The sequence below is a fragment of the Serratia marcescens subsp. marcescens ATCC 13880 genome (assembly GCF_017299535.1).
Lineage (GTDB): Bacteria > Pseudomonadota > Gammaproteobacteria > Enterobacterales > Enterobacteriaceae > Serratia > Serratia marcescens.
This window is the reverse complement of the sequence record NZ_CP071238.1, coordinates 916,505-931,291: the sequence shown is the minus strand read 5'-3', so window position 1 is coordinate 931,291 and position 14,787 is coordinate 916,505. Positions and strand designations below refer to the sequence as shown.

At 60.9% G+C, this 14,787-nt stretch carries 13 protein-coding genes and 1 tRNA gene; 6 read left to right on the top strand and 8 right to left on the bottom strand.

Going from position 1 to position 14,787, the window contains the following annotated elements:
- Positions 1 to 48: 48 nt before the first annotated feature.
- A complete protein-coding gene (gene lpcA, locus J0F90_RS04315; protein ID WP_004930220.1) occupies positions 49 to 630 on the bottom strand; it encodes a D-sedoheptulose 7-phosphate isomerase in 582 nt (193 codons plus the stop codon).
- 246 nt (positions 631 to 876) lie between these two features.
- Here lpcA and fadE point away from each other — a divergent pair, with 246 nt between their 5' ends.
- Together fadE and J0F90_RS04305 are read left to right on the top strand one after the other, a co-directional pair.
- Positions 877 to 3,333, top strand: coding sequence for an acyl-CoA dehydrogenase FadE (fadE, locus tag J0F90_RS04310; RefSeq protein WP_016928993.1), 2,457 nt, complete (start codon positions 877 to 879; stop codon positions 3,331 to 3,333).
- Between the two features lie 283 nt (positions 3,334 to 3,616).
- Complete coding sequence (locus J0F90_RS04305) at positions 3,617 to 3,769, top strand: Hok/Gef family protein (protein WP_033641306.1); 153 nt, start codon at positions 3,617 to 3,619, stop codon at positions 3,767 to 3,769.
- 73 nt (positions 3,770 to 3,842) lie between these two features.
- Here J0F90_RS04305 and mtnK read toward each other — a convergent pair whose 3' ends face one another.
- A complete protein-coding gene (gene mtnK, locus J0F90_RS04300) occupies positions 3,843 to 5,042 on the bottom strand; it encodes an S-methyl-5-thioribose kinase (RefSeq protein ID WP_033641305.1) in 1,200 nt (399 codons plus the stop codon).
- Positions 5,043 to 5,187: 145 nt separating this feature from the next.
- On the opposite strand from mtnK, the gene mtnA reads away from it, so the two are divergent.
- A complete protein-coding gene (gene mtnA, locus J0F90_RS04295) occupies positions 5,188 to 6,216 on the top strand; it encodes an S-methyl-5-thioribose-1-phosphate isomerase (protein ID WP_033641304.1) in 1,029 nt (342 codons plus the stop codon).
- Positions 6,217 to 6,233: 17 nt separating this feature from the next.
- Here mtnA and J0F90_RS04290 read toward each other — a convergent pair whose 3' ends face one another.
- The 3 genes from J0F90_RS04290 to J0F90_RS04280 are packed head-to-tail and all read right to left on the bottom strand — an operon-like array spanning position 6,234 to position 8,076.
- On the bottom strand, positions 6,234 to 6,779 hold the full coding sequence (locus J0F90_RS04290; RefSeq protein ID WP_033641302.1) for a 1,2-dihydroxy-3-keto-5-methylthiopentene dioxygenase: 546 nt from the start codon (positions 6,777 to 6,779) through the stop codon (positions 6,234 to 6,236).
- Positions 6,776 to 7,465 (bottom strand): acireductone synthase, encoded by a 690-nt coding sequence (gene mtnC, locus J0F90_RS04285; RefSeq protein ID WP_016928998.1) that lies wholly within the window; start codon positions 7,463 to 7,465, stop codon positions 6,776 to 6,778. Before mtnC ends, J0F90_RS04290 begins: the two co-directional genes overlap by 4 nt.
- Positions 7,462 to 8,076: a methylthioribulose 1-phosphate dehydratase gene (locus tag J0F90_RS04280; RefSeq protein WP_016928999.1), complete on the bottom strand. Its 615-nt coding sequence runs from the start codon at positions 8,074 to 8,076 to the stop codon at positions 7,462 to 7,464. Before J0F90_RS04280 ends, mtnC begins: the two co-directional genes overlap by 4 nt.
- 164 nt (positions 8,077 to 8,240) lie before the next feature.
- On the opposite strand from J0F90_RS04280, the gene J0F90_RS04275 reads away from it, so the two are divergent.
- Complete coding sequence (locus tag J0F90_RS04275) at positions 8,241 to 9,401, top strand: pyridoxal phosphate-dependent aminotransferase (protein ID WP_016929000.1); 1,161 nt, start codon at positions 8,241 to 8,243, stop codon at positions 9,399 to 9,401.
- Positions 9,389 to 10,162, top strand: coding sequence for an amidohydrolase (locus tag J0F90_RS04270; protein WP_033641301.1), 774 nt, complete (start codon positions 9,389 to 9,391; stop codon positions 10,160 to 10,162). Before J0F90_RS04275 ends, J0F90_RS04270 begins: the two co-directional genes overlap by 13 nt.
- A gap of 152 nt (positions 10,163 to 10,314) precedes the next feature.
- On the opposite strand, the gene J0F90_RS04265 is transcribed toward J0F90_RS04270, so the two are convergent.
- On the bottom strand, positions 10,315 to 11,193 hold the full coding sequence (locus J0F90_RS04265) for a siderophore-interacting protein (RefSeq protein ID WP_033641300.1): 879 nt from the start codon (positions 11,191 to 11,193) through the stop codon (positions 10,315 to 10,317).
- A 234-nt stretch (positions 11,194 to 11,427) separates the two neighbouring features.
- Here J0F90_RS04265 and J0F90_RS04260 point away from each other — a divergent pair, with 234 nt between their 5' ends.
- Positions 11,428 to 13,668 (top strand): TonB-dependent siderophore receptor, encoded by a 2,241-nt coding sequence (locus J0F90_RS04260; RefSeq protein ID WP_033641298.1) that lies wholly within the window; start codon positions 11,428 to 11,430, stop codon positions 13,666 to 13,668.
- Positions 13,669 to 13,773: 105 nt separating this feature from the next.
- On the opposite strand, the gene J0F90_RS04255 is transcribed toward J0F90_RS04260, so the two are convergent.
- Both J0F90_RS04255 and dnaQ read right to left on the bottom strand, forming a co-directional pair.
- Positions 13,774 to 13,850, bottom strand: a tRNA-Asp gene (locus tag J0F90_RS04255).
- A gap of 144 nt (positions 13,851 to 13,994) precedes the next feature.
- Entirely contained in the window at positions 13,995 to 14,738 is a 744-nt protein-coding gene (gene dnaQ / locus J0F90_RS04250; protein ID WP_004930195.1) for a DNA polymerase III subunit epsilon, read from the bottom strand.
- Positions 14,739 to 14,787: the final 49 nt, after the last annotated feature.

The following is a 14,787-nucleotide window of genomic DNA, read 5'->3' as shown; positions in this document are numbered from 1 at the left end:
CGGCGCCCGCAGTCTTATTCATGGGGAGCCGCAGCCCCCCGAAGGCTATTACGCCTTAACCATCTCTTTTTCGATCAGCTGAATCAAGATGTGAATCGCTTTAATGTGGATTTCCTGAATGCGATCGGCGTAACCGAAGTGCGGCACGCGAATTTCCACATCGGCGGAACCCGCCATCTTGCCGCCGTCCTTGCCGGTCAGGGTGATCACTTTCATCCCCTTGGCACGCGCCGCATCGATAGCCTTGATGATGTTGCCGGAGTTGCCGGAGGTGGAAATGCCCAGCAGCACGTCGCCTTCGCGGCCCACCGCTTCCACATAGCGCGAGAACACATACTCATAGCCGAAGTCGTTGCTGACGCAGGACAGGTGGCTCACGTCCGAGATGGCAATCGCCGGGTAGCCCGGGCGGTTTTCGCGGTAGCGGCCGGTCAGCTCTTCGGCGAAATGCATCGCGTCGCAATGGGAACCGCCGTTGCCGCAGGAAATCACTTTACCGCCGGCTTTGAAGGAATCCGCCAGCAGCACCGCCGCGCGTTGGATGGCGTCGATGTTGGCGTCGTCATTGATAAATTTCGCCAGGGTATCAGCCGCTTCGTTCAGTTCACTGCGAATAAGGTCGTGGTACATGAGGAACCTCTTGTTATCGTCAAATCTTCCGCTCCGCAGTGTACCGGATCGCGGAAACAGCGAGAAGCATTCTCGGCCAAACAGCGCGCCGGTTAAGGAAGCGGAGAGGTTTTTGATGATTGGTGCTGTCAGTTTGTGACCTGAGTTGTAATTAAACTGTAAACGCATTGATAAAAATTCTGCCTTGTACTAAAACCTATTACATACACACAACAGGTCAGACCTCTTACTACTTCGGAGCTTCTTATGATGGTTCTTAGTATCGTCGTTTTCCTGGCTCTCCTCGGCGTGGTGTTCTACCACCGAGTGAACCTTACCCTCAGCAGCCTGATCCTGGTGGCGTACACCGCCGTCATGGGCGCTATCGGCCTGTGGAGCTTCTGGCTGTTGCTGCCGCTGGCGATCGTGCTGCTGCCGCTGAACCTTTCCTCTGTGCGCCGTTCCCTGCTCTCCGCGCCGGCGCTGCGCGCCTTCCGCAAGGTGATGCCGCCGATGTCCACCACCGAGAAGGAAGCGATCGACGCCGGCACCACTTGGTGGGAAGGCGATCTGTTCCGCGGTGCGCCGGACTGGAACAAACTGCACAGCTACCCGAAACCGCGCCTGACGGAAGAAGAGCAGGCGTTTATCGACGGCCCGGTGGAAGAAGCCTGCCGCATGGCCAACGACTTCCAGATCACCCACGAACTGGCCGATCTGCCGCCAGAACTCTGGGCGTACCTGAAAGAACACCGTTTCTTCGCGATGATCATCAAGAAAGAGTACGGCGGTCTGGAATTCTCCCCTTACGCTCAGGCGATGGTGCTGCAAAAACTGGCCGGCGTTTCCGGCATCCTGGCGATCACCGTCGGCGTACCGAACTCCCTCGGCCCGGGCGAACTGCTGCAGCACTACGGTACCGAAGAACAGAAAAACCACTATCTGCCGGGCCTGGCGCGCGGCGACGAAATCCCATGCTTCGCGCTGACCAGCCCGGAAGCGGGTTCCGATGCCGGCGCGATCCCGGACGTCGGCACCGTGTGCATGGGCGAATGGCAAGGCAAGCAGGTGCTGGGCATGCGCCTGACCTGGAACAAGCGCTACATCACGTTGGCGCCGGTCGCCACCGTACTGGGCCTGGCGTTCAAACTGCATGACCCGAACCGCCTGCTGAGCGACAACGAATCCCCGGGCATCACCTGTGCGCTGATCCCGACCAGCACCCCGGGCGTGGAAATCGGCAACCGTCACTTCCCGCTGAACGTGCCGTTCCAGAACGGCCCAACCCGCGGCACCGACGTGTTCGTGCCGATCGATTACATCATCGGCGGGCCGAAAATGGCCGGCCAGGGCTGGCGCATGCTGGTTGAGTGCCTGTCGGTCGGCCGCGGCATCACCCTGCCGTCCAACTCTACCGGCAGCCTGAAATCCATCGCCCTGGCGACCGGCGCCTACGCGCACATTCGCCGTCAGTTCAAGATCTCCATCGGCAAGATGGAAGGGATCGAGGAACCGTTGGCGCGCATCGCCGGCAACACCTATGTGATGGACGCCGCCGCTTCGCTGATCACCTATGCGCTGGTGCAGGGCGAGAAGCCGGCCGTGCTGTCGGCCATCGTCAAATACCACTGCACGCACCGCGGCCAGCAGTCGATCGTTGACGCCATGGATATCGCCGGCGGTAAAGGCATCATGCTGGGCGAATCCAACTTCCTGGCTCGCGCTTATCAGGGGGCACCGATCGCCATCACGGTGGAAGGTGCGAACATCCTGACCCGCACCATGATGATCTTCGGTCAGGGCGCGATCCGCTGCCATCCTTATGTGCTGGATGAAATGGCGGCGGCGCAGAACAACGATCTGAACGCCTTCGATAAATCGCTGTTCGGCCACCTGGGCCACGTCGGCAGCAACAAGGTACGCAGCTTCTGGCTGGGCCTGACCAACGGCCGCACCAGCGCCACGCCAACCAAGGACGCGACCCGTCGTTACTATCAGCAGCTGAACCGCCTGAGCGCCAACCTGGCGCTGCTGTCGGACGTTTCCATGGGCGTGCTGGGCGGCAGCCTGAAGCGCCGTGAGCGCATCTCCGCTCGCCTGGGGGATATCCTCAGCCAGATGTATTTGGCTTCCGCCGTGCTGAAACGCTTTGACGACGAAGGCCGTCAGAAAGAAGATCTGCCGCTGGTGCATTGGGGCGTGCAAGACAGCCTGCATAAAGCCGAACAGGCGCTGGATGATCTGCTGCGCAACTTCCCGAACCGCTTTATCGCCGGCGCGCTGCGCTTCGTGGTCTTCCCGTTCGGCCGCGTGCATACCGCGCCGTCCGATCGCCTGGATCATCAGTTGGCCAAGATCCTGCAGGTGCCTTCCGCCACCCGCAGCCGTCTGGGGCGCGGCCAGTACCTGACGCCGAGCGAGCATAACCCAATCGGCCTGCTGGAAGCGGCGCTGGCCGACGTGATGGCCGCCGAGCCGATTCACGAACGTCTGTGCAAGGCGGCCGGCAAAAACCTGCCGTTCACCCGTCTGGATCGTTTGGCGGAGCGCGCGCTGGAAGAAGGCAAGATCAGCGCCGACGAAGCGAAGATCCTGGTGAAAGCCGAAGAGAGCCGCCTGCGCTCCATCAACGTGGACGACTTTGCGCCGGATGCGCTGGCGGCCGCCAAGCCGGAAAAGCCGGCGGCGCAGTCTAAGCGCCAGCAGCAGACCGAAGCGGCTTAACGTTCACTTCACGCATCCAAGGGGCGATCATCATCGCCCCTTTTTCTTTTCTTGCACCACAAACTGCGCACCGCGCCGCAGGTTGGCGCAACGGCGGATTTCACGGGAAGGAAGTTCGAGTAGACTGCGCGGCGGGTGCTCTGGATCTTTCTGTCCGGAGCCTTGGCAAAGGAGAGAAAGAGAAAGGCCCCGAGTCGATATTATCAACCCGAGGCCACTCTGATGCCTAGCAACATCAGGTTAGCCTCTTACCCGCCGCAAGGCAAGGATAGGGAGGTCAAAAATGCAGCAAAAACGGGTCGTGCTTAAACTGGTGATCGTCTGTATGACGCCGATCGCGTTCATCTGGCTAACCCGCGGTTCGCTGTGCGAACTGCGCATCAGGTTGGGAGACTCGGAGGTTGCGGCCACTTTGGCTTACGAATCCGGACGGTAAGGCAACCCAACGGCGGGGTTCGCCCCGCCCGTTGGCTGATGGTGTCAGGCAGGATCCACGAGCACCCGCCTTTTCAGCCCTGCTGACGAATGCGCGCCAACAGCGCGTCGATATGCTCGATCTGCGGCGCATTGACGATCAGCGTGCGCCCCAATCCCAGGGCGTGACGCTGGCAGTCGAGGCGCATGTCGGCGTCGGCGATACTGTCCAGATCGGCGACGTGCGCCAGGCCGATGGTGCGCCGAATCAGTTCGGTGCCGCAGTATCCTATCGCGTCGCTCCAGACCTGCTGCAGGAACTGCTCAGCGTAACCCGGCGTCGCCAGCGCCGCATCGCGGCTTTGCTGATGGCACAGCGCCAGAAAGCGATCGGCAAAGATCAGCCACAGCTCGCGCACATCCTGCAGCCGCTGCTCGCGCCCGGCGGCGGCGTCGCGCGGCCCGAACAGCCCCGGCTGGCCGCAATAGTTGAGCAGCAGATTGCCTAACGCAGTGCCGACATCGAAACCGATCGGGCCGTAGAAACCGAATTCAGCGTCGATCGCTTTCAATCGCCCTTCCGCCACGAAGATCGAACCGCTGTGGATATCCCCGTGCAACAGCGCCTCCGCCTTGCTGAGGAAGCGATGTTTCAGGCCGGCGACCGCCACCTTCAGCGGCGCATCCTCGCGCAGCGCCTGCACCTGCGGCAACAGCGCCGCCTCGAACTGATTGCGCTCATGGTCGATATAGGGATCGGTAAAGAACAGATCCTCGGTGATCTGGCACAGTTCGGGGTTGGTGAAACGGCTGACTTCCGCCTTTTTCTGCTGCGCCGACTGATAAAAATCGGAGGTGTGAAACAGCGTCTGCGCCAGGTATTCCGCCAACTGCCCGGCCGCCAGCGGATGATAGTTCCCCTGCACCAGTTCACTGCGCCAGATGCGATGATCGGAGAGATCTTCCTGCACCATCACCGCCAACTCGGGATCGTGATGCAAGACTTTTACCGTATGCCGCGGGCAGAAACCGCCGTGGACCAGCAGCGTTTCCGCTTCGATGCGCGCCCGATCCAACGTCAGCGGCCAGGATTCGCCCACGCAGCGCACGTAGGGCAGCGCCTGTTTGACGATCACCCGGCTCACGCCTTCACGATCGCGGATCTTGAACACCAGGTTCAGGTTGCCGTCACCGATCTCGTCGGCGCTCACCAGCGCCTGCGGTTCGGCCACCTGCCCGTATTGGCGGGCATATTCAACGGCATCGGCAGCCGTAAACGTACGATAAAGCGACATTCCCCAACCCCTCTGTTCTCTCTCACTGACCCAGCGACTTTGATTATTTAGACGTAAAAGCATTTGGACGTCTATACATCTGGAAGTCATGTTGGCAGAATAGCGTTTCAGATGCAATAACCACGCAACAAGGAATTAACCGCCGATGCAAGCGCTTAACACCACCAGTTTGACCCTGCGAGATAACCGCCTTTGGATCCTCGATCAGCAAGCCCTGCCGCAGGAAAAGCGGTGGCGCGCTTGCGACAGCGTGGAAGAGTTGGTCGGGCACATTCACAGCCTGCGGGTGCGCGGCGCACCGCTGATCGGGCTGTCCGCCAGCCTGCTGTTGGCGCTGCTCGCGGAACGCGGTCTGCCGCGCGCCGAGCTGGAGCAGGCGCTGCACACGCTGCGCGCCGCCCGCCCGACGGCGGTTAACCTGATGAACAATCTGGATCGCATGAAGTTGGCGCTGGCGGAGCCTGACTGGGCGCCGGCGATGGTGAACGAAGCGCTGCGGTTGGTGGAGGAGGATCGCCTGCTGTGCGATCGCATCGCCGATCGCGGCGCAGGGCTGGTCAAGCCCGGCAGCCGCCTGCTGACCCACTGCAATACCGGCGGATTGGCCACCGCCGGCGTCGGCACCGCTATCGGGGTGCTGCTGCGCGCCCACCAGCAGGGCAAGGTGCAACAAGTATGGGTCGATGAAACCCGGCCGCTGCTGCAGGGCGGCCGCCTGACCGCCTGGGAACTGGGCGAGCTGGGCATTCCCTATCGTCTGATCTGCGATTCAATGGCCGCCAGCCTGATGGCGCAAGGCCAGGTCGATGCGGTATGGGTCGGCGCGGATCGCATCGCCGCCAACGGCGACGTCGCCAACAAGATTGGCACCTACAGCCTGGCGGTGCTGGCGCACTATCACGGCATCCCGTTCTACGTGGCCGCCCCGCACACCACCCACGATCCGCACTGTCCGGACGGCGCCGCCATCCCGATCGAGCAACGCGCGGCGGCCGAAGTCACCGGCGTTTCAGGCAGCTTCGGCGCCTGTCAGTGGGCGCCGGCCGATGCGCCGGTCTACAATCCGGCGTTCGACGTCACGCCGGCGAAGCTTATCAGCGGGTGGGTGTTCGACAGCGGCGTGATCACGCCGCAGCAGGTTGAAGCGGGGATTTTCCGGCGGACACTGGGTTAACGCCCGCCGGTTGACGATCAGTCCAGACGCGGATAGGCATCGGCGATCGTGTCGCCGGTGAAATGCGCCACCCAGCCTTCCGGGTTGTCAAATACCCGGATCGCGGTAAAGTGCGGCGCCGAGCCCATATCGAACCAGTGACGGGTGTTGGCCGGCACTGAGATCAGATCGTTCTTTTCGCACAGGATCTGGAAGATCTTGCCGTCCAGATGCAGGCAAAACAGCCCCGCCCCTTCAACGAAAAAGCGCACTTCATCCTCGCCGTGCGTATGTTCGGACAGGAATTTTTCGCGCAGCGCCTGGCGCTGTTCGTGGTCGGGCCGCATGCTGATCACGTCCCAGCTCTGGTAGCCCTTTTCCGCCACCAGCCGGTCGATCTCATGCTGGTAGGCGGCGATCACCGCCTGCGGCTGCGGATTGTCGCCCAGTTCGCGATCCGCCTGCCAACGCTCAAAGCGCACGCCGATCTGCGCCAGCTGCCGCTGGATCTCCTGCGCGTCGCGGCTCTGCCACAGCGGCTGCTGCTGCGGCGCTGTATCACTGAAAATGGTCAATCCACTCATGAGACAAACTCCCCTAAATCGATATGATCAAAACGGCTGACCTGCGGATGCCGGCTCTGTGCATCCGCCTCATCGCGGATCAGCTGGCAGGTATGCCAGCCGGCGGCCTGCGCGGCGTCCAGTTCCTGGTGGATATCGGACAGGAACAGCAGTTCGTCGGGCGCGATGCCGATAGCCTGCGCAATGTTGCGGTACGACGCGGTTTCACGCTTGGCCCCGACGTGCGTGTCGAAATAGCCGCTGAACAGCGGCTGCAGATCGCCGGCGCTGCTGTGGCCGAACAGCAGTTTCTGCGCTTCCACCGAACCGGAGGAATAGACGTAAAGCTTCAGCCCCTGACGCTGCCAGGCGGCCAACTGCCCGGCGACTTCCGGGTACAGATGCCCGCGGAAATCCCCTTCGCGATAGCCGCTGCGCCAGATGATGCCCTGCAGCGCCTTGAGCGCGGTGGATTTGCGGTCTTCATCCATAAAGCGGTACAACGCGGCGATCAGCGCGTCGAGATCCGCCTGCGGCTGGTCAATTTCAGCGCGCAGCGCCGCCAGCGGCGCGGCGACTTCGCTCTCCGTGGCGTGACGGCGTACAAAATCCGCCAGCCGTTCGCGGGCATAGGGAAACAATACCTGATGCACGAAGCGAATATCGCTGGTGGTGCCTTCAATATCGGTCACGATAGCGCGGATCATTTCGCCTCCAGCAAACGACGTTGCAGTTCACACTGGAACAGGAATTCCAGTCCTTCGAGATGGCGGCGGGCTTCCGCCACCTGGCTTCCCCAGCAATAGAGACCGTGGCCGCGCACCAGAAAACCGTACTGCAGCGGCGTGACCTCGGCATAGGCCGCGACGCGCGACGCCAGCCGGGGAATGTCCTGATCGTTATCGAAAATGGGGATCGCCACGCTGTCCAGGTGGCTGCGCTGACCGGCGAGCGACTTTTGCATTTCGTACCCCTGCAGCACCAACGCATCGCCGCGTTCCACCCGCGACAACACGGTGGCGTTGACGGAATGGGTATGCAACACCGCGCCAAGATGCGGGTACAAGCGATAGAGCAGCGTATGCAGCCCGGTTTCCGCCGACGGTGTACGGCCGCTCGGCACATGATTGTCGGCGATATCCACCTGCAGAAAATCGGCGGCGCTCAGGCTGCCTTTGTCTTTGCCGGATTCGGTGACCAGGCACTGGCGTTCGTCGAGGCGCAGCGACATGTTGCCGCCGGTCGCCGGACACCAGCCTTTGTCGCCAATCCAGTGGCAGGCCGCCAGTAATGCGGTAAGTTGCGGATTCTCCGTCATTGTTATCGTTTCCCGTTCGGTAAGGCGGCCGGCAGATGAAACGTTGCCTGCCGCGTGGCGGGCTAAGCACTTTTTCGCATTTAGCCATCTAAGCGTCTTGATTGCCAAATACTAGCATCGTGTTATATTGACGGCAATATAAGCGCCTGGAGTATTCACCTGCTATGAGCACTTCCGCATTGATTCCCGAAAGTAAACTGCCTGCCCTGGGCACCACCATCTTCACCCAAATGAGCGCGCTGGCGCAGCAGCATCAGGCGATCAACCTGTCGCAGGGCTTCCCTGATTTCGACGGGCCGGACTACCTGAAAGAACGCCTGGCCTGGCACGTCGCCCAGGGGGCCAACCAATATGCGCCGATGACCGGCGTGGCGGCGCTGCGCGAAGCCATCGCCGACAAAACCGCCGAGCTGTATGGCTGGCAGCCGGACGCCGGCGGCGAAGTGACCGTCACCGCCGGCGCCACCGAAGCGCTGTTCGCCGCCATCACCGCGCTGGTGCGCCCCGGCGATGAGGTTGTCTGTTTCGATCCGAGCTACGACAGCTACGCGCCGGCGGTGACGCTGGCGGGCGGCGTACTCAAACGCCTCGCCCTGCAGCCGCCCGCGTTTGCCGTGGATTGGCAACGGTTCGCCGCCGCGCTGTCGCCGCGCACCCGCCTGGTGATCGTCAACACGCCGCACAACCCGTCCGCCACCGCCTGGCAGGCGGAAGACATGCAACAGCTGTGGCACGCCATCGCCGAACGCGAAATCTACGTGCTCAGCGACGAGGTTTACGAACACATCTGCTTCGCCAAAGGCGGCCACGCCAGCGTGTTGGCCCACCCGCAGCTGCGCCAACGGGCGATCGCGGTCTCCTCTTTCGGAAAAACCTTCCACATGACCGGCTGGAAAGTGGGTTACTGCGTGGCGCCCGCCGCGCTGAGCGCTGAGGTGCGCAAGGTGCATCAATACCTGACCTTTTCGGTCAATACTCCGGCGCAGCTGGCGCTGGCGGATAGCCTGCGCGCCGAGCCGGAGCACTGGCGACAGCTGCCGGCGTTCTATCGCGCCAAGCGAGATCGCTTTGTGCAGGCGCTGGCGAGCAGCCGACTGGAAATTTTACCCTGCGCCGGTACATACTTCTTGCTGGCGGACTACAGCGCCATCTCCGATCTGGACGATGTAGCGTTCTGCCATTGGTTAACCGAGCACGTGGGCGTGGCGGCCATTCCGCTGTCGGTCTTCTGTGCCGATCCTTTCCCCCATAAATTGATCCGGCTGTGCTTCGCTAAACAGGACGCCACGCTGGATGCAGCTGCGGAGCGGTTATGTCGACTTTAAAAATTACCCTGTTGCAGCAACCGCTGGTCTGGCGCGACGGCCTCGCTAACCTGGCCGCCTTCGACGCGTTGCTGGCGCCGATCGCCGGGCGTGATCTCATCGTCTTGCCGGAAATGTTCACCACCGGTTTCGCCATGGATGCCGGCGAGAGCGCCCTGCCCGAACAGCAGGTGATCGACTGGCTGCACGGTTGGGCGGTGAAAAGCCATGCGTTAATCGGCGGCAGCGTGGCGCTGAAAACTGACGAGGGCGCGGTCAACCGCTTCCTGCTGGTGGAGCCGGGCGGCCAGGTGCATGCCTATGATAAACGCCATCTGTTCCGCATGGCCGGCGAACACCTGCACTACCAGGCCGGCAACCGGCGTGAAATCTTCGAGTGGCGCGGCTGGCGCATCCTGCCGCAGATCTGCTACGACCTGCGTTTCCCGGTCTGGGCGCGCTATCAGCAGGATTACGATCTGGCGCTGTACGTCGCCAACTGGCCGGCGCCGCGCAGCCGCCATTGGCAAACGCTGCTGGCGGCGCGGGCGATTGAAAATCAGGTGTATGTGGCGGGCTGCAACCGGGTGGGCGACGATGCCAACGGCCTGAACTACAGCGGAGACAGCCTGATCATCAGCCCGCAGGGCGAGATCCTGGCGGATGCCGAGCCCGGCGCAGCCGCGCAGCTGGACGCTGAGCTGTCGCTGGAAACCCTGCAGAGTTACCGCAGCGCCTTCCCGGCCTGGCGCGACGCCGACAGCTTTCTGCGTCTCGACTGATTAAACACGCTCCCAGCCGGCGATTGCCACGTCGATGTTCGGCAGAGAGATAAAGGCTCCGCGCCGATCGCCGCCAGCTTGTCGCCGCGCGTCATCATCCGTGCGGCGGCCTGCTGCACCTCCAGCGCCGATGCCGGAAAAGGACGGCGCACTCAACACCAGTAGGCCATGAAGTTGACGGTAGAGCGATCCAGATCGCGTTCACCGATCAGGTAACGCCGCAGCGTTTTCACCGTGGAAGACTCGGCCGCCACCCAGGCGTAGAAAGCGTTGCTGCCGGCTGCCCGCTCCCACAACACCTCATCGCTCAGGCTGCTTTCCACCAGGGACTGCGCCTGCGCACAGGCCGACGCGGGGATATCCACCCGCTGGCGCACCGCTTCCACCAGCAACGTGCCGTGCGCCAACTGGCGGCCCACATCGCGCGGCAGCCAGTAAACCTCGGCGAACGGGAAGCGGGTCAAATCCAGGCAATCCCCCGCCTGCGGCACTTCGAAGAACGCCTGCACGCGCGGCGGATTAGCCTGCTGCGCCAATTGCTCCAGAATGCCCATCGCCGCCGGCACGGCCGTTTCATCGGCGATCAACAGCGCCTGCTGCAACTGCGACGGCGGCGCCCATTCGTAGCCGCCGCTGTCGCCGTCGAAGTCAGCGTTGGGGGCGACGGTCTGAATGGCATCACCCGGCTCGGCATGAGTCGCCCAGGCGGAGGCCGGGCCGTTCACGCCATGCAGCACGAACTCGACGTCCATCTGATTCTGCTCACGGCGCAGCGCACGCAGCGTATAAGTGCGCATCACCGGGCGCCGCTCTTTGGGGATCGCCATGTAATCGGCGTACCAGTCCGGGCTATTGGCCAACTGCGGGATCTGGCCGTCCGCCGCCGGCAACAGCAGTTTGATGCGCTGATCCGGCGCTTCCAGCTTCATCCGATGAATATCCGCACCTTCAAACACGCAGCGCACCAGCGAAGGTGAAATCAGCATTTTGCTTTTCAAGGTGATATCAAAAATTCTGTAGCTGGCGGACATGTTCTCGATTCTCCGGCAACGGCTGTCGCTTGAACGTATGGCCGATCGGCTGCCGTGTTGACGGCGTGGGTTGCTCGATCGCGCAGCGGGCAAAATGTTAATAAAACTAATTAATTACGTTAATGTATCGCAAAAAATCATATCATGATTTTATTGATAACAAGAAACGTTATTGATAAAAGAATCATTCTCAAAAATAACGCAATAACAATATCACCTGGGAAATAAATAACGATGAAACGCAAACACCTTTGGGTTTTGAACCCTTGTCTGCTGGCAATGCTTGCGCCAGCGGCCTGGGCCGAAGATCAGAAAGCCGGCGCCGAAGAGCAGATGGTGGTCTCAGCCAGCCGTTCACACCGCAGCATGGCGGAAATGGCGCAGACCACCTGGGTGATCGAAAGCCAGGAGATCGAACAGCAGGTTCAGGGCGGCAAAGAGATCAAGGACATGTTGGCGCAGCTGATCCCCGGCATGGACGTCAGCGGCCAGGGCCGCACCAACTATGGCATGAATATGCGCGGCCGCTCGATGATGGTGATGATTGACGGCGTGCGCCTGAATTCATCGCGCAGCGACAGCCGCCAGTTGGATTCGATCGATCCGTTCAATATCGATCATATCGAGGTGATTTCCGGCGCGACCTCGCTGTACGGCGGCGGCAGCACCGGCGGCCTGATCAATATCGTCACCAAAAAAGGACAACAGGAACAGCAGGTCGAGTTGCAGGTCGGCGGTAAAACCGGCTTTGGCGGCCATAACGATCACGACGAGAACGTGGCGGCGGCGGTCAGCGGCGGCAACGACAACGCCTCGGGGCGCCTGTCCGTTTCTTACCAGCGCTATGGCGGCTGGTATGACGGCAAAGGCAATGAGGTATTGATCGACAATACCCAAACCGGCCTGCAGTATTCCGATCGCCTCGACGTGATGGGCACCGGCACCCTCAACATCGACGATCATCAACAGCTGCAGCTGACCACCCAATACTACAAAAGCCAATCCGACGGCGATCACGGCCTGTTTCTGGGAGAGAACTTTGCGGCGGTGACCGGCAACGCCAAGGCGTACAACAGCGGTAACTTAAACTCCGATCGCATCCCCGGCACCGAGCGCCACCTGATCAACCTGCAATATTCCAACACCGATTTCCTCGGCCAGGATCTGGTGGCGCAGGTCTACTATCGCGACGAAACGTTGACCTTCTACCCGTTCCCGACGCTAGCGGGCAAAGCGCCGAACTATTACGTCAGCAGCATTGGCGCTTCGCAGCAAAAAACCGATTTTTACGGCGGAAAACTGACGTTAAACAGCAAACCTGTCGACGCGCTGACGCTGACTTACGGCATCGACGCCGAGCATGAAAGCTTCAACGCCAACCAGCAGTTCTTCAATCTGGCGAAGGCCCAACAGTCCGGCGGCATGACGCTGGAGAACGCTTACAGCACCGGCCGCTACCCGAGCTATACCACCAGCAACCTGGCGTCGTTCCTGCAGGCCAGTTACGACATCAATCCCATTTTCACCCTGAGCGGCGGCGTGCGTTATCAGTACACCGAAAACAAGATTGATGACTTCGTCGGTTATAACCAGCAGCAGGCGATCGCCACCGGCGCCGCGACGTCCGCCGACGCTATACCGGGAGGGAAAACCGACTACAACAACGCGCTGTTCAACGCCGGCCTGTTGGCACATCTGACCGAGCGCCAGCAAACCTGGTTCAACTTCTCTCAGGGCTTCGAGATCCCGGATCCGGGCAAATATTACGGCAACGGCACCTACGCGTTGAACGGCAGCCATTACCAGTTGTTGAAGAGCGTCAACGTCGGCGATTCCAAGCTGGAAGGCATCAAGGTCAACGCCTACGAGCTGGGCTGGCGCTATACCGGTGATAACCTGCGCACGCAAATCGCCGCCTACTACTCGCTGTCCGACAAGAGCATCGCCATCAACAAAACCGACATGACCATCAACGTCAATGCGGACAAGCGGCGCATCTATGGGCTGGAAGGCGCGGTGGATTATTTCTTTGAAGACAGCGACTGGAGCGCCGGTACCAACTTCAACCTCATTCGTTCCGAAACCAAGGTCAACGGCGAATGGAAGAAGCTGGTGGTCGATACCGCCAGCCCATCGAAAGTCACCGCTTATGTCGGCTGGGCGCCGGGCGACTGGAATCTGCGCTTACAGTCGCAGCAAACCTTCGACGTGTCGGACGATGGCGATTACACCAAAGCCAACTCCACTCAGGGCCGCAAGATCGATGGCTACAACACCGTCGACTTCCTCGGCAGCTATACCCTGCCGGTAGGAAAAATCAGCTTCAGCGTGGAAAACCTGCTGGACAAGGAGTACACCACCGTTTGGGGCCAACGCGCGCCGATCCTGTACAGTCCGACCTACGGCTCGCCTGAGCTATACAGCTATAAAGGCCGCGGACGCACCTTCGGCTTGAACTATTCGGTGTTATTCTGAGGATAAGGGGCCGGTCCGCCGGCCCCGTTGATTGGGCCGCACCGTTTTTCAGAGAACGGAAACGACGAAGCCCTGAGTTATCGCTAACTCAGGGCTTCTGAATAGTGGCGGAACGGACGGGGCTCGAACCCGCGACCCCCTGCGTGACAGGCAGGTATTCTAACCAACTGAACTACCGCTCCGCGCCATTCCCTCTTGCGGGGGAACGAGGCGCATATTACGGACGCCTCTCGGTTCCGTCAACGCCTTTTTCTCCGCAAATGAACCGTTTGCACAGTTTTTCAACGAAGATTCATCCGGTGAGGTTTTTTCACGCAAAAACGCCGTTATTCCGCCGGCGCCCCGCGCCACAGGCAGCTACCGCCCTTTTTTGCCACCAGATCCAGACGCGCCTCATGCGCCTTCACTTCTTCGTCGCTGGCGTAGACCACTTTCATCGCCGTCGCCGGACGGACAATGCGCTGTATTTCTTGCGCGGCGTCATTTTGCTGGGTATCCCCCTCCATCTGGAACGCTATCGAGGTCTGACCGCCGGTCATCGCCAGATAGACTTCCGCCAGGATCTCGGCATCGAGCAATGCGCCGTGCAGCGTACGCTTGCTGTTATCTATCTCATAACGGCTGCACAAGGCATCGAGGTTGTTGCGTTTGCCCGGGAACAGGCGACGCGCCATCAACAGGCTGTCGGTGATGGTGCAGAAGGTCTCGGTCTTCGGGATGCCCTGCTGCAACATGCGGAATTCGTGATCCATAAAGCCGATATCGAACGCCGCGTTATGGATCACCAGCTCGCCGCCGCGGATAAAGTCGAGGAATTCCTCGGCAACCTGATCGAAGGTCGGCTTGTCGGCCAGGAAGTCGTCGCTGATGCCGTGTACGCCGTAGGCTTCCGGATCCACCAGCCTATCCGGCTTGATGTAAACGTGGAAGTTGCGCCCGGTCAGACGGCGGTTAATCACCTCCACCGCACCGATTTCGATGATGCGGTGCCCTTCGTAGTGCACCCCAAGCTTGTTCATACCGGTGGTTTCGGTATCGAGGACAATCTGTCTGGTGGTTGTAGAGATCATATTGCAGTGCTCACAGCGCTCGTTTATGTCAGACTTGGCTTTTATAAAA